This window comes from Gilvibacter sp., assembly GCF_965601605.1.
GTDB lineage: Bacteria > Bacteroidota > Bacteroidia > Flavobacteriales > Flavobacteriaceae > Gilvibacter.
Genome location: NZ_CBFCWJ010000008.1, coordinates 42655 through 61761, shown reverse-complemented (window position 1 = coordinate 61761; position 19107 = coordinate 42655). Strand labels below are relative to the sequence as shown.

The window sequence follows — 19107 nt, the reverse complement described above, 5'->3', positions numbered from 1 at the left end:
AACCTCAGGAGACAAAACTATGTCAAAGCCGCAAATATCTGTTGTTTTAAGCACTTACAATCAACCAGAATGGTTGAAAAAAGTGCTTTGGGGATATGCCAATCAGCAGTTTAAGGACTTTGAAGTGATCATTGCTGATGACGGATCGACTGAAGAAACTAAAACGCTTATTGAATCCATGCGCCCAGAGCTTCCTTTTGAAGTCACCCATGTATGGCATGAGGACAACGGCTTTCAGAAGACCATTATCTTAAACACAGCTATTAAGGCTGCTAAGGCAGATTATTTGTTGTTTTCTGATGGTGATTGTATTCCTCGAAGTGATTTTGTCGCTGTGCACGCTGCGCATAGAGAAGCGGGCTACTTTCTCTCCGGCGGCTACTTTAAACTGCCTATGGAGATATCCAAGGCGATTACTCAGGAGGATATCGTGCAGCAACGCTGTTTTGATGTTGCCTGGTTAAAATCGCAGGGGCTTAAATCGTCTTTTAAGAATAACAAACTTACCACCAGCGCGGCCAAACAGAAATTCCTGAATTGGATCACTCCAACCGAGGCTACTTGGAACGGGCATAATTCTTCTGGTTGGTTGTCTGATATTCTCGCTGCCAATGGTTTTGACCAACGCATGCAATACGGTGGAGAAGATCGGGAGTTGGGAGAACGCCTCTTCAATGCTGGGCTTAAAGCAAAACAGTTGCGATATACGGCGATCTGTGTGCATTTGGATCATCCTAGAGGATACGTAAAGCCAGAGATGTTGACCAAGAATGCTGCGATCCGAAAAACCACTAAAACGCAAAAGTTGACGCGTACTGCTTACGGTCTTGCTGCGGAAAAAGCGTGATGCTCAGTAAAAGCGCGTAATTTTTCTATCACAAATTCAGCTTGTAATTCGCGATACAATTGTGCAGCTTGCTGTTTGTATTTCTTCGGATGTTTTTTGTAGCGCTCCGGACGGATATCACTCAGGTGAATGGATTGGTTAAATCCGCTGCGTTCATAACTGTTCCAGGCTGATTTAAGAATCCAAGGGGAAAAAATAGAGAAGGTGGGTACATTCAAAGCCTTGCCCATATTAACAGCTCCGCCTTCATTGCCAATGACAGCATGAGTGCAGGAGGCGAGCGCTAAGAATTCACGAAGACTGTTTCCGTAGACATCGGGACGCATGTGCTGCTGTGTCTCGGGCTTGCAACGCCCAATTAACTCCTCCAATTGAGCTCTTTGATCGGGTAAATAATTAAACAGTAAGGTGGCTCCAGTTTGGTTAACTACGTCATCCAAGACTTGAGCCATATAGTCCGTAGGATAGGTCTTTTCCGCACTGCTGCCAAAGACAGAGATCATAAATAATAATTGGCCATCGTCGATACCAGCTGCCGTGAGCTGTTGTCTGGCAATGTTTTTTTCAGTCTCACCTATATAAATCTTGGGCTTGGGAATTAGCGGAATGTCAATTCCCAAAGTTTCGAGCAATAATGCGCGATTCACCAATGCAAGCCCTTCGTCTTTATCCGTTTTCTTGAGTGGCTTAACTGTTTTTTTGTAGGCGGATTGTGTGTACCATTTGTAATAGGATACACTTTGCTTAGGTTTTATGGCCTTGGTTAATCTCGCCGAACGCAATTTGGCATAAACGTCTACAACCAAGTCGTACCCTTCTGCCTTTAAGGCTTGGGTAAATTCACTTTTGTAATTGCTGTCTTGGTCTTTTTGAGGTTGATAGCATTTGATGTTATCCACAAAGGGATTACCCTGAATAACCGCTGCGGTGTTTTCATTGATGAGGTAGTCCAATTGTGCCTGTGGATACTGCTCACGCAACAACTCCAAAAGGATTGAAGACGTGAGTACGTCCCCAATCATTTTGTGTTGTATTACGAGTGCTTTTTTCAATTCAAATGCTATTAAACGGCTACATCGTAGGTGCGCAGTGCGTCATTCAATGAAGTCTTTTTATCCGTGCTCTCTTTGCGTTGTCCAATAATTAGTGCACAAGATACTTGATAGTCTCCTGCTGGGAAGGTTTTGGTGTAACTTCCTGGGATCACTACAGATCGCGCCGGGATCACCCCTTTGTATTCTTTTGGTGCGGATCCTGTTACGTCAATGATCTTAGTCGAGGCAGTGACCACAACATTGGCGCCGAGCACAGCTTCTCGTTCTACGCGAACGCCTTCTACCACAATACTTCTGGAACCGATAAAGGCATTGTCCTCAATGATCACTGGAGCGGCCTGTAAGGGTTCTAATACGCCGCCAATTCCAACGCCACCACTAAGGTGTACATTTTTTCCGATCTGGGCACAGCTGCCTACTGTGGCCCAAGTGTCTACCATGGTTCCCGCGTCTACATAAGCCCCGATATTTACATAACTCGGCATCATAATTACTCCGCTGGAGATGTATGCTCCATGTCTGGCAACAGCATTAGGTACTACGCGAATACCTTTTTCTTCATAGCCTCTTTTGAGTGGCATTTTATCGTGGTATTCAAAAATCCCAGCCTCTAGAGTTTCCATCTTCTGAATCGGGAAATACAGCACAACCGCCTTTTTAACCCATTCATTCACTTGCCAACCTCCACCTTCCATAGGCGAGGCGCAGCGCAGATCTCCGGCATCTAAGTGATTGATCACAGCGCGGATTGCAGCGATAGTTTCTGGGTCTTGCAAGCGGGATCGGTCATCCCAAGCTTGTTCAATAAGCGGTCTTAATTGCTCCATGTTTCTTTTTTTGGTAAAGATACTAAGCTGTCTCGGAATACGCGCGGATTGTTTGCTACTATTGGTGAATCCTGTATTTTTGCAGCGTAGATGCCTAGAATTATAGCCATAGACTACGGAACCAAGCGAACGGGTTTGGCGGTTACTGATCCGCTGAGGCTCATCGCGTCTGGATTAACCACGGTTGAAACCGCAGAATTATTGCCCTTTTTAAAGGAATATTTTGAGCAGGAAGCTGTGGACCTTGTGTTGTTGGGCCAGCCCAAAAGACACGACGGCAGTTTTTCAGATGTAGAGCAGGAGATCGCGGCATTTGCTTTAAAATTGGCAGAAGCCTTTCCGTCTTTGGAAATCAAACGTATGGATGAACGCTTTACCAGTAAAATGGCCTTTCAGGCAATGATTGATGGTGGTTTGTCTAAAAAGCAAAGGCAAAACAAGGCTTTGATTGATCAGGTCAGTGCCACCATTATTTTACAAGAATATTTAGAATATCACTTATGATTTTACCTATAGTGGCTTTTGGTGATCCCGTTTTGCGCAAAAAAGCGGTAGATATTAAAGAAGATCATCCCGACTTGGATGTGCTTTTAGAGAACATGTTTGAAACCATGTATGGCGCTCACGGTATTGGCTTGGCCGCTCCGCAGATAGGTCGGTCCATCCGATTGTTTTTGGTAGATGCCACACCTTTTGAGGACGACGAAGATCTTTCTGAAGAAGAGCGTGAAATGCTCAGTACCTTTAAGAAAGTGTTTATCAATGCGCAGATCCTAGAGGAAGAAGGAGATGAGTGGGCTTTTAATGAGGGCTGTTTGAGTATTCCAGATATTCGAGAAGACGTGTTCCGTCAAGAGACCATTACCATCAAGTATTTGGATGAGAATTTCAAGGAGCATACGGATACCTACAGCGGTATTGCTGCACGCATCATCCAGCATGAGTACGATCATATTGAAGGAATCCTTTTTACTGATAAGCTTTCTCCGCTAAAAAAGCGCCTCATCAAGGGCAAGCTCAATAACATCAGCAAAGGGAAGGTGAATATTGATTATAAGATGCGATTCCCAAACCTAAAAAAGAAACGTTAAGGAACTTGGCATTTCCAAACAAAGGGCTTTAATTTGCAGCCAAAATTTAGCTGATTCACGATGAGTTTAGAAAAAATCATGGCCATCTCTGGCAAGCCAGGTCTTTACGAATTGAAGACCCAAACCCGAACCGGTTTTTTGGCACAATCTCTTGTAGACGGAAAGACTTTGAGCGTTAGCGGACGTCATAATGTGAGCCTTCTTTCAGAGATCGCAATTTATACCTTAAGTGAAGAAGTGCCTTTGGCGGAGGTCTTTGATAAGATCAGCGCTAAAGAAAACGGCGGACAAGCCATAAACCACAAAAGTTCTAAGGATGAGCTAGAGGCTTATTTCTTTGAAGTACTACCAGATTACGATGAAGATCGCGTATACCCAAGCGATATTAAAAAAGTAGTGCAGTGGTACAACCTGCTACAGAAAAACGGTCACAGCGCTTTTGCTGCTGAGGAAGAGGAATAGGTTACATCATTCCATAAAATAATACCATAGCCATCAATTTGATGGCTATTTTCATTTAATTAAATTTGTTTTTACTCATTTTATACCATGAATTCACGTCAAGATCAACTCAAAGCGCTAGACCGATTGCTAACCATTATGGATGAACTGCGGGAGCAGTGCCCTTGGGATCGGAAGCAGACCCTTGAATCTCTAAGGCATTTGACCATTGAAGAGACCTATGAGTTGGGCGATGCGATCTTGGATAACGATCTGGAAGGCATCCGCGGTGAGTTGGGAGATCTTTTGTTGCACATCTTTTTCTATTCTAAAATCGGCAGTGAAAAAAAGGCCTTTGACATAGCTGATGTAGCCCACGGCATCTCAGAAAAACTCATTTCACGGCACCCACATATTTACGGAGACGTCACTGTTGCTGATGAAGAAGAGGTGAAGCAAAACTGGGAAAAACTCAAACTCAAAGAAGGGAAGAAGAGTGTTTTAGAAGGTGTGCCAAAATCTTTGCCTGCCATGGTTAAGGCCAATAGGATACAAGATAAAGTGGCAGGTGTTGGATTTGATTGGGAAGAGCCTCATCAAGTCTTTGAAAAGTTACAGGAAGAACTATCTGAATTCCAGCACGAGGTCAATAAAGGCGATAAAAGCGCTATGGAAGCGGAATTCGGCGACGTACTGTTTTCCATGATCAATTACGCCCGATTTTTAAAGATCGATCCGGAGAGTGCTCTGGAGCGTACCAATAAAAAGTTCAGTAAGCGTTTTCAGTTCTTAGAAAAAGAAGCTGCAGCTCAAAAACGAAGCCTCTCAGAGATGTCTTTAGAGGAGATGGATCAAATCTGGGAACAGGCTAAGAAAGACGCTTAAAGACCGGCGTACGACTGTCTATATAGCTCAACTCAAGTCCCAAGTGTTTGGCAATGTATTCTAAACTCTTTTGGTGATAGATAAACACATGAGTGGGGTCGTTTTTATAATACCACTTTTCAAAATTGAGCTTTTCATCATAGAGATCCGTTTTACAGATCAATTGGCCGTTGGGTTTTAAAAGCCCTTTTAACTTTTCGAATTCAACATCGGGCTGATGGAAGTGTTCCATAACCTCACAACAAATGATGAAGTCATAAGTATCATCGAGTGGTGTTGGATCTGGATGAAAAAAAGGATCGTATAGCTTTACTTCATAACCGCTTTCTTCCAGCATAACAGCCGCTACTGGGCCGGTGCCTGCGCCATAATCCAAACCGGTTTGATCTGTATTGAAATGCCGTGTGATGTGATTGACAAATGGAGCCACAAAATTGCGGTAGCCGGGATCGTTCACGTCGTTGTTGTGGGTGAGGTAACGTTCTTTTTCTTGATTAGCTGAAGGGATATTATCTGCAGCTCGGAATAAGCCCAAACAGTGATCGCATTGCCAAAACTCGTGCAATCTGTCTTGATAAAAAAGCTGTTTACTGGTGCTATGACATAGCGGGCAGCTCAATGCTAATTCAGGGCTTTGAGTTTACTCATCTTAGCGCGCCAAACTTCCAGGGTTTCTTTGTGGCGTTCAATATTGTCCTGCACTTCTTTGAACAGCGGATTGGAGGCATCGCTATTTTGGAAAAACCCGAGGTTGTTCTCCAATTGGTTGATCTCTTGGATCACCTCGTCGATCTTTTTGCTTACGTAAATGCGTTCGTTGGTTAGTTTGCGCGGATCATTATGGGCTTTTAGCGATTCCAACTTAGCGTCGTATTTGATCATCTCTGCATCTACCTTATCCATGTTAAGGCTGTCAAAGGCTTGGTCTAAAGCCTTTTGAAACTTGGATTCAATGTTCTTTTTGTTGAAAGGAACACGACCGGCATTTTTCCAATTATCCAATAGTGATTTGATGCTTTCCAAATCCTTGTCGACATCTTTAGATGCTTTGAATCCAGTCAAGGTATCGAGCATTGCTTTTTTCTTCTCAAAGGCTTCTACTTCTTCCTTGTTCGCCGCATTGCGCTGGGCGTGCATTCGATCAAAATAATGGTTGCAAGCTGCTTTGAATTCGCTCCAGATCCTGTCGCTGTCTTTTCTAGGCACATGACCGATCTGTTTCCATTCGGTTTGAATGCGCTTCATTATCGGTGTCGCCTCTTCAAAATCTTCAGCATCCTTGTATTTCTCTGCAGTAGCGATCAGTTCCAATTTCTTTTCCAAATTGGTGTACTGCTGCTTCTTTTGATTCTTGTAGAAGTCGTTTTTATGCTTGTTAAAGTCTCTGGTACTGGCTTTAAATGCGTCCCAGATCTCCTGATTTTTGGATCGCGGTACTTTCCCGATCTCAAAGAAGAGATTGCGCAGGTCTTGAACCTTCTTTATGGCTTGTTGCCAGCCTTGATGCGTCGGTTTTACCTGACTGGTCGCCTCTTTAATGCTGTTGATGACCTCTTGTTTTTGCAAATAATTGGTCTCAAAGGATTTTTCCATCTCCTGCTGGGCATTCATGCGCTTGTCGTGAATGACCTTAGTGGCAGCACTGAACTTCTCCCAAACTTCATCTCTGTATTGCTTGGCCACAGGTCCGAGCTCTTCCTTCCAAACTTTATGCAACATCTGCAGCTCCCGGAAGGCTTTGGATACATCTGCATCTTGCGCCAGTTCTTCTGCGCGGGTGATGATCTTTAATTTCTGATCCAGATTATGCTTGAAATCCATATCGCGGAACTCCCGATTCAAATGCAGAAAATCATAGAAATTCTCCACGTGGTGGTGATAGGTGTTCCAAACGGTGTTGTATTTGTCGCGTTGGATGGGCCCGGCCTCTCTCCAACGTTCTTGAATGTCTTTGAAATGTTTGTAGGTAGAGTTGATGTTCTCATCTACGGCAAGCAGTCCTTTGAGTTCTTCAATGAGCTCTAAACGCTTGTCTAGGTTGGCTTGAAGATCTTTCTTTAGGTTTTTGTAGTGGTTGTTGAGTTTCTCCTTGTAGTTGAAAAGTAAAGTGCTGAACGCCTTTTTCTCAGGAGTGGAGAAATGAAAATCAACAATGTTTCCGCCTTCGGCTACAAAAGCTTCCTTTTGTTTTTCAAAGGCTTCTTGAAATTGTGCATTGAAAGCTTGTTTTAGCGCGTCTACTTTTGCTTTGATGGTAGATACCTTTCCACTTTTGAGCAATTGATCAAAAGTACTGACCATGTCCGCAGCGCTCAAACCGCTGTAATCTACTTCCTCTTCCGCAGCTTCGTCCGCAGTTTCTTCGGAATCATCCGCTACCTGTTCTGAGGCTTCTGCCGCCAATGCTGAGGCAGTTTCCTCTGAGTTTGAGGTGTCATCAGCTTCTGGACTGGCTTCCTCTTGGACCGGCTCTTGAACAGCGTCGTTTGCTGCTGAGTCGGCTTGTGCTTTTGGGTCTTCTGCGGAATTTTCCGGCTGCTCTTTAGGGTCAGACATGTCTTTCAATGTTAGGGTTCGTAGAAAAAGATACTGTTAAGATACTAACTAGCCCCTGATTTTGCAAGGCAATTCTGTAGTTTAAAATGGACGTTAGAAGACTGGGTTTTAGGAATTCCAGATTTCCCAAGCCTTTTCTGCTTGACCAACCAGCATTTGATATCCGTTCGTTGTAGCAGCACCAAGCTTGGCTCCATTTTTCATGAAAGTAGTTACCTCTGGATTGTAAACCAAGTCAAAAAGTAGGTGGTTATTGGTTATAAAATCATAAGGTATAGTCGGGCTTTGTTCTGTATGAGGATGAGTGCCTAAAGGGGTACAGTTCACGATAAGCAAATGATCCAAGATCACGTATCGGCTAACCTGCTCATAGCTCAATGCGGAATCAGAGGCTTCTCGAGAAACGAATTGAATTCTAAAATCGAGATTGGCCAAGGTATGCACTATGGCAGCTGCGGCACCACCCGTACCCAGGATCAATGCAGAACGATCTTCTAAAGGTAAGAATGGCTCTAAAGCTTTTAAAAACCCGTAATGATCCGTGTTGTAGCCGATCCTGCGGCCGTCTGCGGTGATCTTAATGGTATTCACAGCTCCGATCGCCTCTGCTACCGAATCAAGTTCATCTAAATAAGGGATAACGGCTGCTTTATAGGGTATGGTAACATTAAGCCCTTGAAAGGGTAGGGGCTGCTTAAAAAAAACGGCTAATTCCTCGGTAGATTGCAGATCCACATTCTCATAAGTGTGATCAAGACCCAAGGCTTTGAATTTATCGCCAAAATAACCACGACTGAAGGAGTAGTCTATATTCTTTCCTATTAAACCGAATCGAGCCATTAGCGCCTTTTGTATGTATCGTACCAACCTAAAGAGAGAATGAGTAGCACACCCAAGGCAATAAAGACTGCAGCCCAAAGCGTTTCTGAGCTCATCAATTCAGGAAAAAAACGTTTGTAATTACTTATAATCGGATCGCCATTGGCGTCTATAGCGATAGCACCAGAAGCATCGTATTCATAGATTTTGTGTTTCCAAGGCCATACCACGCCGAGAGACCCAGTAATAAAACCAATGATTGCTGCATAAGTCGCTCCTCTAAACCTTTTGAGTACGTAGCCCAAACCGTGGGAAAGAGTTACTAATCCGGTGAGCGAACCTAAGGCAAAAACAGTAAGCACGAGCAGTAATCTCAGTCGTTTCGGGTCGTCTGTAAAAGAAAAATCCCAACTGATAATATTGGCAACCGTGTCGTAGAGTGCATTGACCGCATCGACCAAAAGCAAAACATAATTACCGAACAAGATCAGAATAAAAGAGCCTGAAAGTCCTGGTAAAGTCATCCCAGAAACCCCCACAATTCCGCAGAAAAACACAAAGATCAAATTGTCATTTTCTTTGGCAGGTTCTAAAAAACTGATGCTGATTCCCAGCATAGCCCCCACTATAAGCAGGCTTATGGTCTGTTTGTTCCATTTTTTGAAATCACGGCCAATGTAGTAGATGGAGCCGATGATCATTCCAAAGAATCCGCTCCAGACATAGAGTTCGTAGTGCTGTAGCCAATAGTCCAGTATTTTAGAAACACTGAAATAACTGATGAGCATTCCCAAGATAAGAAGCCCTAAAAACTGTCCGTTGATGTATTCGTAAAAACTTCGGAATCTGCCGTTGAACAGCAGTGCAAAGGCTTTTCTGTTTATTTTCTGAAGCGAATAAATGAATTCCTCATAAAAGCCAGCCACAAAGGCAACAACCCCTCCAGAGACACCGGGTACTTTGTTGGCTGCACCCATAGCTAGGCCTTTTAAGACAAGCCAGATGCCATCAGCAAAACTACGCTCCTTTGCCATCTGCGGTCGCGGATTTACGTTTTGCTAGCCATTCAAAACCGAGAATAAGCGCACAACCAGCCACAGCGGCAATTACAGCACCCATTATTTGAGGATCGCCTTCAAAATTACCTGGGCTAATACTTTTTTCAAGCAAAGGAACTTCCAAGCCTTCACTGTTGATGCGGGTTGTGATCACCTCTTTCCAAGGCCAAACCTTGTTAAGGGCTCCCAGCATAAAACCAGTTAACACTGCTAGGGTAATGGCTTTATAGTTGTTGAACATCCAATTCAAGATGCCTGAAAAAGCTTTGAGTCCTGCTATAGCTCCAATGGCGAAAATCGTCAGCTTTAAAAAGGAATCCCACATGAGATCCGCTTCTCCGGTGAGTCCGTCAATGACTCCAGAGATTGCTCCAATGACAGGTTCGTAAGCACCTAAAAGAAGCAGAATAAAGGCTCCAGAGAGTCCAGGCAAGATCATAGCAATAATGGCAATAAAACCGGCCAAAGCCATAAACCAGAGACTGTCTTGTGCTGCAATAGGTTCTGCAATAGTGATAAAATAAGAGACCACTGCACCGGTAATCAAGGCAACAATAACCGGAAGTCTCCAAGCGTCAATTTGTTTACCTACATAGATGATACTGGCAACGATCAAACCAAAAAAGAACGACCAAACCAGTACTGGGTGGGTTTCTAAAAGGTGGGTGATTATTTTAGCCAAGGAAAAAATACTGGTCGCTATCCCTAAAAAGAGGACTGCCAAAAATCCGAGGTTATAATGAAACCACATGGCCTTAAATCCGTGATTTTTCCAGTGTTTGAACAGACCCAGATCCAACTTGTGAATGGTGCCGATCAAAGTTTCATAAATGCCTGTTATGAAAGCTATAGTACCGCCGGAAACTCCAGGTACCACATCGGCGGCGCCCATGGCGATGCCTTTCAAATAAGTCGATAAGTGGGAAATAAGCGCGTTAGAAGCCATAGACCCTTAGTGGAATTCTCCCAAAAATAACGATTCCTAGCGAGAAGCGTTTTCGTATTGGCGAATAATTTTCTGTACGATTGCCTTTGCAAAAACAGTTGGGAATAATTCCTCAATGATGATGCTGTATTCAACATCCAAACGCAGGGCGTTGTTCAAATGGAATTGCCCTTTGTTCTCTTCACCGGTCAGGTAATAAAGACCGGCCAAACGGAATTCGATCTCCACAGCATCTGGATAAAATTCAGCAGCTTGATTGAGATTATTGATAGCCGCCTCATATTCGCCCAATTGGATCAGAATGTCAGTGCGAGAGGTCCAAGAGTCGATCTCATAATTCCCCAATTCAATGGTTCTGCGGAATCCGTGTTCTGCTTCCTCAAAAAGGTTCAGATTCTTGTTGATCACCGCGTAGCGCTTCCAGTACAAGACATTCTCACTGTCTATGTTCAAGGCTTTGTCTATGTAGTACAGTGCCTTTTGGTAGTTCTTTTTGCGGTTGTAATAATCCGTAATAGCGATCCATCCTTTGTCTAAAAGGCCATCTTCCTCGATACATTTGTGATAGAATTGCAAGGCCAGCTCGTCATTACGAAGCTTCTCATGACACTTTCCAATGCGCAAGAGCGCAAAACTGGTAGGATCATCCAACTCCAAAGTAATGGTGTAACTAGCAATCGCCTCGTTGTAGCGTCCAAGTTTCTCTAGAACCTTGCCTTTTTCTAAATAGGCACCAATGAAGCCGTCATCACTAATGATAGCAAAGTCATAAGCAGCCAGTGCTTTTTTGTATTCTTTGAGCGTGTAATATTGTTTGCCGACTTGATGCCATCCAACTTCCGAATACGGATTAGAATTTAAAAAGTCATTGAGATAATCAATGGCCTCTCTGTGCTGCTCCAAATAATCAAAACAGTAGATCACATTGTAGAGGGCTGAATAATCTTGGTTATCTATCTCCAAACAACGCATGAAATTAGTTTTGGCTTGTTCAAAATTCTCTAAGAACAAGTATTCCATCCCGATGAGTGAAAGGACATCGGCAGCGTCATTTGTGATCTTCAAAGCTTTCCCCAAAAGGGCAATGGCTTGTTTATGTTTGTCGCGTCTGGACAATACATTGGCCTTCTGGATCAAGATCTCCTCATTGGAAGATTCCAGACTGTAAAGCTCATCGAGCAAGGTGTCTGCTAGATCCAGCTTGTTTTCGAATATGTAGATCTCTACTTTATACAACTTCAGGTTCGTGGCTGTAGGATGCTGTTCCAAACCGAGTTTGGTCGCTTTCTTAGCCAGAGCCATCTTACCGTTGTCCAAATAATGCTGAATGATCTCCTCGAACTCTTCTGCGTCAAAGAAGAGCACATTGTTGGTTTTCAGCATGGATTCGAAACGGGTAAGTGAGAAGTTAGTAGAGTCCTTATCGCCAAATTGCATAAGCGGGGTTTTAAGTTTCTTCCATATTAAAGTTAACCATGTAAATGGGAGTTCAATTCTCGTGCCGATTATGTTGTCAACAAAGTAATTAACAGAAATTTAAGTTCAATAACCACTGATAATCAGCGTGTTATAAATTTCTATTCGGAGTCGATTTTATTGAGGATATCCAAGATGACCTGACAACCTTTCCGAATTTCGTCTTTACTGATGGTCAGTGGTGGGGTTATTCTTACTGCTCGTGGCTCAAAAAGTAGCCAGAAAAGGATTAATCCAGCTTCCTTGGCTTCCAATACGACGCGATTGGTGATGTCGGCATTTTCAAGAATCAAAGCCAGCATCAAGCCTTTTCCGCGGATTTCTTTGATCTGCGGATGCTTTAATAGGCTTCTAAAAAGCGCTTCTTTTTCCAAAGTCTCTGGCATAAGCTCAGATTCCTGGATCTCATTGAGAGTCGCTAAAGAGGCAGCCGCAATTACCGGACTACCGCCAAAGGTGGTGATGTGTCCCAGTTTCGGCTTGTCTTGCAATTGCTTCATATGGGCAGCACTTGCTGTAAATGCTCCAACGGGTAGACCTCCGCCCATACCTTTTCCCATGACGACCACATCGGGGACAAGGTCGTAATGCATAAATCCGAATAACTTTCCGGTGCGCCCAAAACCCGGTTGAATCTCGTCCAGAATTAAAAAGGCTCCAACTTCTTTACAGCGGGCAGAAAGGGCTTTTAAGTATCCATGCTTAGGAAGAATAAAGCCTGCTCCGCCTTGAATGGTCTCAACGACAACTGCTGCTGTTTTGTCAGAAATACGGGCTAAATGATCAAAACTGTTGAAGTCAATAAATCGGCAATCTGGAATTAACGGCCTGAAGGCGGACTTGCGCTGTTCAAAGCCCATCAGGCTTAAGGAACCCATGGTGCTTCCGTGATAAGCGTGATTGGCACCAATGAGCTCGCTGCGTCCGGTAACCCGTCTTGCAAGCTTGATAGCGCCTTCAATGGCTTCTGTACCAGAATTTGTAAAATAGGTGGTGTCCAAGGGATCGGGCAATGCCGCTGCTAACTTTTTGGCTAAAGTAACCACAGGTACTTGAACATATTCGCCGTAAACCATTACGTGCAAATATTGGTCAAGTTGTTCTTTAATGGCATTAACAACGCGAGGATGCCTGTGGCCTAAACTGCAAGCAGAAACGCCAGCTACAAAATCTAAGTGTGCCTTACCTTCTGTATCATAAATATAGGAGCCCTCCGCATGAGCTACTTCCATAGCCAGGGGATGTGGAGTGGTTTGCGCCTGATGTTTATAAAAATCGTCGAGCATTTAATTTTCTCCGTCGTCGTTATCGTTTGGGTCCTCGTCCTTTTTACTGGTCTTTCCCGGGAAGAATTTCTCCTTCTCCTGGATAGCCTTGTCTTGTAAAGTATCGCGTACTTGAGCCTTAGGGCCTTCCGGATCGTTCAGCAGGTCCTTGGGTTTTAGGTTGGAATATTCAGGGATCTCCAACTCTTCTTCGGGTACATCTTCAAAAAACTCGCCTTCATCCTCAGGAAGCGGGATTCCACGAATCCTCGGGAGCTTCGGCGGTGGCTTACCCAAAAAGAGATCTTCCACAGATTTTAAGCGTTCGTCACCTCGCCAATTAAAACCGGGCAGGAGTTTCTTTTCCTCCGGATACATGCCAACAGGGAAAAACTTACCGGTTCCACGATTGATAAATCGAATTCCAATAATGTCTTGATTCTCCAAGGTGATCTGAATGCTACTTCCAATAGTATTGTCAATCCCTTCGAGTTTGTTGGTGTCTGTGTTGCGCGCATAGTAGACCACTTCTGCGTTTTGATCTACGTTCACCGTGTCTAATTCGTTCTCTGTAAAGAGTCCAGTGAGTCGAACTCCGGAGACTTGATTATAACCGGCACTGTCTTTTTGAATCAGAAAGGCATTCTCAAAAACCTTAAGGGTGTCCAACTGTTCGGTTACTGTGTTGGATAGGATATGAATGGTATCGCCAGTCATCTGGTTTTCACCGCTCCAAAGTACTGGATTGGTAATCATTTTGGTAAGCCCAATGCGCTCAGAGGTATAGATGGAATCACACTTTCCGCTCATATCGCTTTTGTAAAGCCTAGCGCGGTGGAATCCTTTTAAAATACGATTGTCCTCCGGTCCGGTAACCCGAAGTGTATCTGCATGATACATAGATGGAATCACCATCACGCACGGTAATGGCTACCGCTCTCTTGGTGATAAAAAGCGAATCCTTTTGTCGGAAGACCTCGGCATAGTGCCCTTTGATGACGGAATTATTGACCGTGTCTAAGATCTTGATATTGTTGGTTGCGCTGGCAAAACTCGTATTCCGATTGAAATAAATACTGTCTCCGTAAAGCGTACGCGTTTCATAGTCAATTTTGGAATTCTTGACAAAATAACCCGTGTCTTCACGAGTGTCGTAATAACCGCGTTCACAATAAACGGTGCTGGTCTCAGAGACAATAGTAGACGGGCCATAAAGATAGGCGCCACCCGTTTCTGAATAGAAATCCAATTGGTTGGAATTCACGGTGTATTCTGGGTTGACGATCTTTACGTCTGAAAGGAATTGATACTTTTTATTGTTAGCAAAATAACGTCCAACATTACTGGTTAGCGTACTGGCCGTGTCAATGACTGTTCCGCCGCTTCTGTAAAAAGCCTGCTGCTTGATACGGTCAAAATAAAGGGTATCTGTGGTTAAAGTAGTTTTGGGTTCTTTAAGAACTACGTCTCCAGTAGCAAAGGCAAATTGGGTGTTTCCGTTGTATTCTGCATATCGGGAATTCATCACCACGGTATCTCCTTGAGAGATCCGAACCTTCCCATAAGCCTTGACAAAATTTTCTTTGATGTAAACAAAGGCCTGATCACACCACATTTCAACGCCCTCGTGAACAATGAATACTTGTCCACTGTTGTCTTTGGTGTAAATGACAGCATCTGGGAAATCTTCCCGCTTCTCCAAATAGCCAGATTTAATATCTACTTTGGAGGGTTTGGGATCCGTCTGAGCCTGTCCGGAAAGAACAAAGCAAACCAACAGTAATGGCAGTAGCGCTTTTATGATGTTCGCACGAAGCATGCTCAAAAGTACATAAATGCCGCTATGGGAACTGTGAAAAAAGATATAATTTCCTATCGGTGAATGGTCTGGGTTCTATCCGGTCCTACAGAAACAATCTTGATAGGTACGTTGAGTTCTCCTTCCAAGTAAGCAATGTAATCGTTAAGAGCTTCTGGCAGCTCATCGGCTTTGGTCATCCCAGTTAGATCCTGCGACCAACCTTTCATTTCTGTGTAGATAGGCTCCACATTCTCTGGTTCAATATTGTACGGCAGGTGGGTAATGGTTTCTCCCTTGTACTTGTACGCGGTAGCTACCATGAGTTTGTCAAATCCACTTAGTACATCGCCTTTCATCATCATGAGTTGCGTTACTCCATTTACTTGAACAGCGTATTTCAAGGCGACAAGGTCTAACCATCCACAACGTCTTGGACGTCCTGTAGTCGCTCCAAATTCGCGCCCAACGCGTCCCATGGTCTCTCCATAGTCGTCAAAGAGCTCGGTAGGGAAGGGACCACTTCCAACGCGAGTGGTATAGGCTTTAAAGATTCCAAACACCTCACCGATCTGACGCGGTGCCACACCAAGACCCGTACAAGCTCCGGCAGCGGTAGTGTTTGAAGAGGTTACGTAGGGATAAGTTCCGAAGTCAATATCCAAAAGAGAACCTTGAGCGCCTTCTGCTAAGATCTTTTTTCCTGCTTGCTGCGCTTGGAATAAATATTCTTCACTGTCAATGAAGGTCAATTCCTTGAGGACTTTGACTGCTTCAAAGAATTCGGCTTCCAGTTCTTTAAGATCGTATTCGATCTCTGCTTTGTAATAATCGATCATGGCTTCGTGCTTATCGGCCAAGGCACGATAGCGTTTCTTCCAGTCTTTCATTTCAATATCACCTACGCGGATACCGTTTCTCCCGGTCTTATCCATGTAGGTTGGACCAATTCCTTTTAAGGTCGATCCGATCTTGGCTTTTCCTTTTGAAGCTTCACTCGCTGCATCCAACAAACGGTGTGTCGGTAAGATAAGATGCGCTTTACGTGATATAAGCAGTCTGGACTTAATGTCGATGTTGAATTGTTGCAGGTTATCCAACTCGCGCTTGAAGATCACAGGATCGATAACCACTCCGTTGCCCACTACATTTACTGCGTTTTCGTGAAAGATTCCACTCGGGATGGTGTGCAATACGTGTTTGATGCCGTCAAATTCTAAGGTGTGCCCGGCGTTTGGACCTCCTTGGAAGCGTGCAATTATGTCGTAATTCTGGGTAAGTACATCAACGATTTTTCCTTTTCCTTCATCTCCCCATTGGAGTCCTAGAAGCAAATCTACTGCCATATAAGCTTATTTAGTCGGTTGTTTTTCGATTGCCGTAAAAGTAGAGCGAATGTTTGGTGATCTCGATGTCGAAGATCTCTTCGATGGTTTTTTTGATCGATTGGATGCGGGGATCGCAGAATTCAATAACCTCGCCATCCTCAAGGATCACGTGGTCGTGTTGTCTGTCAAAATAGGACTTTTCGTAATGTGCCTGATTTTGCCCGAACTGATGTTTACGCACCAAGCCGCACTCCAACAGCAATTCAATAGTGTTGTACAAGGTGGCGCGGCTAACGCGGTATTTTTTATTCTTCATTTTGATGTAGAGCGATTCAATGTCGAAGTGCTCGTCACTGTCGTAGATCTCTTGAAGAATAGCGAAGCGTTCTGGAGTTTTGCGGTGTCCCTTTTCTTCCAGGTAACCGGTAAAAACATTCTTTACTATCGCTTGGTTGCTATTGGCCGTTTTCCCACTCATAATAAAGGGCAAAGTTACGTTTTTTTACAGTCTTGAGACTTTATCAATTCCGTTAATTTTCTTGATGTTATTAACCAAATTATTAAGGATGGTCTTGTTCTTAACCACTACGGTGATCAAGCCCGTAAATATGCCGTCATTACTGCTAAAGTTAATGGATCGCATATTGATGTGCATATTGTTAGAGATCACTTTGGTCACCTCGTTGACCAAACCGATATTGTCAATTCCGGTAATCTCCAGATCCACACTGAAGTCTTGTTGGCTGGAATCGATCCATTTAGCCGGTAAGATACGGTAGCTGTAGTTGCTCTGCATCTGAATGGCGTTTGGGCAGTTTTTTTTGTGAACTTTTATCCCATCGCTAACCGTAGTAAAACCAAATACGGGATCTCCTGGAATCGGGTTGCAACAGTTGGCCATGGTAAAGTCAAGCTTTTGCTCGTCCTTCCCAAAGACTAATTGATCGTAATTGACAGAGATCTCATCTTTGTTGATGTTCTCCTTTTCCTGTGGCTTGCGAATGCGATTCTTAAAAAAGCTGATCAAGGCATTGTTGCGAGATGCCGCAAAGTCCTTGAGCATTTTATTGTCGATGATTCCAGAGCCTACTCGATAGAAAAGATCCAAACTGGTCTGCAGTTTGAAAAACACCACCAATTGATTGACCGTCTTTTCGTCCAAAGGGATCTTAAGCGATTTGAGCTTTCTGGCCAGTACCACTTTTCCTTCTGCGGCAATTTCTTTTACTTCTTCTTTTAGAGACGATTTGATCTTAGACCGCGCGCGCCCTGTAGTGACGTAATCCAACCAACTCGCAGAGGGCTTGGCTTTGTCAGAGGTCAAGATCTCTACTTGGTCCCCGCTTTTGAGCTCGTGGCTCAGCGGAACCAGTTTCCCGTTCACCTTAGTACCACGGGTGCGCATACCCACTTCGGTGTGAATAGAGAAGGCAAAATCCAAGGGTGTTGCGCCCTTGGGTAAAGACTTCAAGTCTCCCTGAGGAGTGAATACAAAGATCTCTTTGGCGTAGAGGTTCAGTTTGAAATCGGCAACAAAATCTACTGCATTGATCTCTGAATTCTCTAATGTGTCCTGAAGTTTGTTCAACCAAGCATCTAAACCTTGGTCTTCTTGTTCTTTGTTCTTGTATTTATAATGTGCGGCATAACCTTTCTCGGCGATCTCGTTCATGCGTTCGGAACGTATTTGCACCTCTACCCAACGGCCTTTGGGTCCCATTACCGTAATGTGTAAAGCCTCATAACCTGTAGATTTAGGCGATGAGATCCAATCACGCAAACGCGTTGGATTCGGTCTAAAGTGATCTGTCACTATGGAATAGATCTTCCAAGCGATGAATTTTTCATTCTCAGCATCCGATCGGTAAATGATACGTACCGCAAATTTGTCATAAACCTCGTCAAAGGTGACGTTTTGTTTGAGCATTTTTCTGCGGATGGAGAAAATCGACTTTGGTCGACCTTTGATGTTGTAATTGAGTTTTTCCTCATCCAAAGAGGTTTCAATCACTTTGGAGAACTCACGGATATAAGCGTTTTGCTCTTCCTTGCTGTCCTCGATTTTATCGTAAATGTCCTGGTAGACTTCTGGCTCGGTATATTTGAGTCCGAGGTCTTCCAGTTCTGTTTTGATGTTATAGAGGCCAATCCTGTGCGCAAGTGGCGCATAGATATACAGCGTCTCTGAAGCGATCTTGACCTGTTTGTGTGCAGGCATACTTTCCATGGTCTGCATATTGTGCAAACGGTCTGCGATCTTAATGATGATCACCCGAACGTCCTCATTCAAGGTGAGCAGCATCTTGCGGAAGTTTTCCGCTTGTAGGGAAACGTCTTTCTCACTCTTTAGGTTGGAGATCTTGGTAAGTCCGTCCACAATGCGGGCTACAGTCTCTCCAAACATCTGCTCCAGATCTCCCAAGGTGTAGTCGGTGTCCTCAACCACATCGTGGAGCAGAGCAGCAGCAATAGAAGTCGCGTCCAGTCCAATCTCTGAGGCAACAATTTTAGCCACAGCGATCGGGTGGAAAATATAAGCTTCGCCAGATTTTCTGCGCTGATCTTTATGCGCATCTACGGCAATGTCAAAGGCGTCGCGAATCAGTTTTTTATCTTCCTTGCTCAAGGTCTGATAACTGATACGCAGCAGCTCTTTGTACTGCTTGGCGATCTGCTTGTTTTCTTCTTCTATAAACTGCTCAGTCATTACTTAAA

The 19107-nt window shown here is 44.0% G+C and carries 19 protein-coding genes; 5 read left to right on the top strand and 14 right to left on the bottom strand.

Going from position 1 to position 19107, the window contains the following annotated elements; all coding sequences use genetic code 11:
* The first annotated feature begins 19 nt into the window (after positions 1-19).
* Positions 20-847 (top strand): glycosyltransferase family 2 protein, encoded by an 828-nt coding sequence (locus tag ACSLP7_RS01455; protein WP_435577661.1) that lies wholly within the window; start codon positions 20-22, stop codon positions 845-847.
* Here ACSLP7_RS01455 and ACSLP7_RS01450 read toward each other — a convergent pair.
* Together ACSLP7_RS01450 and ACSLP7_RS01445 are read right to left on the bottom strand one after the other, a co-directional pair.
* The gene (locus ACSLP7_RS01450; RefSeq protein WP_435577660.1) at positions 820-1869 is read right to left on the bottom strand and encodes a glycosyltransferase family 9 protein; all 1050 of its coding nucleotides are present in this window, start codon (positions 1867-1869) and stop codon (positions 820-822) included. The genes ACSLP7_RS01455 and ACSLP7_RS01450 overlap by 28 nt on opposite strands.
* A 41-nt stretch (positions 1870-1910) precedes the next feature.
* Positions 1911-2729 (bottom strand): 2,3,4,5-tetrahydropyridine-2,6-dicarboxylate N-succinyltransferase, encoded by an 819-nt coding sequence (locus ACSLP7_RS01445; protein WP_435577659.1) that lies wholly within the window; start codon positions 2727-2729, stop codon positions 1911-1913.
* A 90-nt stretch (positions 2730-2819) separates the two neighbouring features.
* Between ACSLP7_RS01445 and ruvX the strand changes: the two genes are divergently transcribed.
* From ruvX to mazG, 4 genes are all read left to right on the top strand, one after another.
* Positions 2820-3233: a Holliday junction resolvase RuvX gene (ruvX, locus tag ACSLP7_RS01440; RefSeq protein ID WP_435577658.1), complete on the top strand. Its 414-nt coding sequence runs from the start codon at positions 2820-2822 to the stop codon at positions 3231-3233.
* Positions 3230-3820 carry a peptide deformylase gene (gene def, locus ACSLP7_RS01435; RefSeq protein WP_435577657.1) on the top strand — a complete coding sequence of 197 codons (591 nt, stop codon included), beginning with the start codon at positions 3230-3232 and terminating at the stop codon, positions 3818-3820. Before ruvX ends, def begins: the two co-directional genes overlap by 4 nt.
* Before the next feature lie 60 nt (positions 3821-3880).
* Complete coding sequence (locus ACSLP7_RS01430) at positions 3881-4282, top strand: DUF5606 family protein (protein WP_291186692.1); 402 nt, start codon at positions 3881-3883, stop codon at positions 4280-4282.
* A gap of 87 nt (positions 4283-4369) precedes the next feature.
* A complete protein-coding gene (gene mazG, locus ACSLP7_RS01425) occupies positions 4370-5146 on the top strand; it encodes a nucleoside triphosphate pyrophosphohydrolase (RefSeq protein ID WP_435577656.1) in 777 nt (258 codons plus the stop codon).
* On the opposite strand, the gene ACSLP7_RS01420 is transcribed toward mazG, so the two are convergent.
* The 12 genes from ACSLP7_RS01420 to ACSLP7_RS01365 all read right to left on the bottom strand — a co-directional run bounded on the left by ACSLP7_RS01420 (position 5130) and on the right by ACSLP7_RS01365 (position 19099).
* Positions 5130-5681 carry a class I SAM-dependent methyltransferase gene (locus ACSLP7_RS01420; RefSeq protein ID WP_435577655.1) on the bottom strand — a complete coding sequence of 184 codons (552 nt, stop codon included), beginning with the start codon at positions 5679-5681 and terminating at the stop codon, positions 5130-5132. The genes mazG and ACSLP7_RS01420 overlap by 17 nt on opposite strands.
* A gap of 86 nt (positions 5682-5767) precedes the next feature.
* Entirely contained in the window at positions 5768-7702 is a 1935-nt protein-coding gene (locus ACSLP7_RS01415; protein ID WP_435577654.1) for a DUF349 domain-containing protein, read from the bottom strand.
* A 108-nt stretch (positions 7703-7810) separates the two neighbouring features.
* The gene (locus ACSLP7_RS01410) at positions 7811-8542 is read right to left on the bottom strand and encodes a shikimate dehydrogenase family protein (protein ID WP_435577653.1); all 732 of its coding nucleotides are present in this window, start codon (positions 8540-8542) and stop codon (positions 7811-7813) included.
* Positions 8542-9555 (bottom strand): DUF368 domain-containing protein, encoded by a 1014-nt coding sequence (locus ACSLP7_RS01405; protein ID WP_435577652.1) that lies wholly within the window; start codon positions 9553-9555, stop codon positions 8542-8544. The genes ACSLP7_RS01410 and ACSLP7_RS01405 overlap by 1 nt, the downstream gene beginning before the upstream one ends.
* Positions 9539-10525 (bottom strand): DUF368 domain-containing protein, encoded by a 987-nt coding sequence (locus tag ACSLP7_RS01400; RefSeq protein ID WP_435577651.1) that lies wholly within the window; start codon positions 10523-10525, stop codon positions 9539-9541. The genes ACSLP7_RS01405 and ACSLP7_RS01400 overlap by 17 nt, the downstream gene beginning before the upstream one ends.
* Before the next feature lie 36 nt (positions 10526-10561).
* Entirely contained in the window at positions 10562-11962 is a 1401-nt protein-coding gene (locus ACSLP7_RS01395; protein WP_435577650.1) for a tetratricopeptide repeat protein, read from the bottom strand.
* A 140-nt stretch (positions 11963-12102) separates the two neighbouring features.
* On the bottom strand, positions 12103-13287 hold the full coding sequence (locus tag ACSLP7_RS01390) for an aspartate aminotransferase family protein (protein WP_435577649.1): 1185 nt from the start codon (positions 13285-13287) through the stop codon (positions 12103-12105).
* Positions 13288-14076, bottom strand: a complete 789-nt coding sequence (locus ACSLP7_RS01385; RefSeq protein ID WP_435577648.1) for a hypothetical protein — start codon at positions 14074-14076, stop codon at positions 13288-13290.
* A 16-nt stretch (positions 14077-14092) separates the two neighbouring features.
* Positions 14093-15085: an OstA-like protein gene (locus ACSLP7_RS01380; protein WP_435577647.1), complete on the bottom strand. Its 993-nt coding sequence runs from the start codon at positions 15083-15085 to the stop codon at positions 14093-14095.
* Between the two features lie 53 nt (positions 15086-15138).
* Positions 15139-16410: an adenylosuccinate synthase gene (locus ACSLP7_RS01375; protein ID WP_435577646.1), complete on the bottom strand. Its 1272-nt coding sequence runs from the start codon at positions 16408-16410 to the stop codon at positions 15139-15141.
* A gap of 10 nt (positions 16411-16420) precedes the next feature.
* Positions 16421-16870, bottom strand: a complete 450-nt coding sequence (locus ACSLP7_RS01370; RefSeq protein WP_272833111.1) for a Fur family transcriptional regulator — start codon at positions 16868-16870, stop codon at positions 16421-16423.
* Positions 16871-16894: 24 nt separating this feature from the next.
* Positions 16895-19099: a RelA/SpoT family protein gene (locus tag ACSLP7_RS01365; RefSeq protein WP_435577645.1), complete on the bottom strand. Its 2205-nt coding sequence runs from the start codon at positions 19097-19099 to the stop codon at positions 16895-16897.
* Positions 19100-19107: the final 8 nt, after the last annotated feature.

Excerpts from the sequence above, each read along its gene's own strand:
- ACSLP7_RS01455 (WP_435577661.1), top strand. The coding sequence starts at position 20 with ATGTCAAAGCCGCAAATATCTGTTGTTTTAAGCACTTACAATCAACCA.
- ACSLP7_RS01450 (WP_435577660.1), bottom strand. The coding sequence starts at position 1,869 with ATGATTGGGGACGTACTCACGTCTTCAATCCTTTTGGAGTTGTTGCGT.
- ACSLP7_RS01445 (WP_435577659.1), bottom strand. The coding sequence starts at position 2,729 with ATGGAGCAATTAAGACCGCTTATTGAACAAGCTTGGGATGACCGATCC.
- ruvX (WP_435577658.1), top strand. The coding sequence starts at position 2,820 with ATGCCTAGAATTATAGCCATAGACTACGGAACCAAGCGAACGGGTTTG.
- def (WP_435577657.1), top strand. The coding sequence starts at position 3,230 with ATGATTTTACCTATAGTGGCTTTTGGTGATCCCGTTTTGCGCAAAAAA.
- ACSLP7_RS01430 (WP_291186692.1), top strand. The coding sequence starts at position 3,881 with ATGAGTTTAGAAAAAATCATGGCCATCTCTGGCAAGCCAGGTCTTTAC.
- mazG (WP_435577656.1), top strand. The coding sequence starts at position 4,370 with ATGAATTCACGTCAAGATCAACTCAAAGCGCTAGACCGATTGCTAACC.
- ACSLP7_RS01415 (WP_435577654.1), bottom strand. The coding sequence starts at position 7,702 with ATGTCTGACCCTAAAGAGCAGCCGGAAAATTCCGCAGAAGACCCAAAA.
- ACSLP7_RS01410 (WP_435577653.1), bottom strand. The coding sequence starts at position 8,542 with ATGGCTCGATTCGGTTTAATAGGAAAGAATATAGACTACTCCTTCAGT.
- ACSLP7_RS01405 (WP_435577652.1), bottom strand. The coding sequence starts at position 9,555 with ATGGCAAAGGAGCGTAGTTTTGCTGATGGCATCTGGCTTGTCTTAAAA.
- ACSLP7_RS01400 (WP_435577651.1), bottom strand. The coding sequence starts at position 10,525 with ATGGCTTCTAACGCGCTTATTTCCCACTTATCGACTTATTTGAAAGGC.
- ACSLP7_RS01395 (WP_435577650.1), bottom strand. The coding sequence starts at position 11,962 with ATGCAATTTGGCGATAAGGACTCTACTAACTTCTCACTTACCCGTTTC.
- ACSLP7_RS01390 (WP_435577649.1), bottom strand. The coding sequence starts at position 13,287 with ATGCTCGACGATTTTTATAAACATCAGGCGCAAACCACTCCACATCCC.
- ACSLP7_RS01385 (WP_435577648.1), bottom strand. The coding sequence starts at position 14,076 with ATGAGCGGAAAGTGTGATTCCATCTATACCTCTGAGCGCATTGGGCTT.
- ACSLP7_RS01380 (WP_435577647.1), bottom strand. The coding sequence starts at position 15,085 with ATGCTTCGTGCGAACATCATAAAAGCGCTACTGCCATTACTGTTGGTT.
- ACSLP7_RS01375 (WP_435577646.1), bottom strand. The coding sequence starts at position 16,410 with ATGGCAGTAGATTTGCTTCTAGGACTCCAATGGGGAGATGAAGGAAAA.
- ACSLP7_RS01370 (WP_272833111.1), bottom strand. The coding sequence starts at position 16,870 with ATGAGTGGGAAAACGGCCAATAGCAACCAAGCGATAGTAAAGAATGTT.
- ACSLP7_RS01365 (WP_435577645.1), bottom strand. The coding sequence starts at position 19,099 with ATGACTGAGCAGTTTATAGAAGAAGAAAACAAGCAGATCGCCAAGCAG.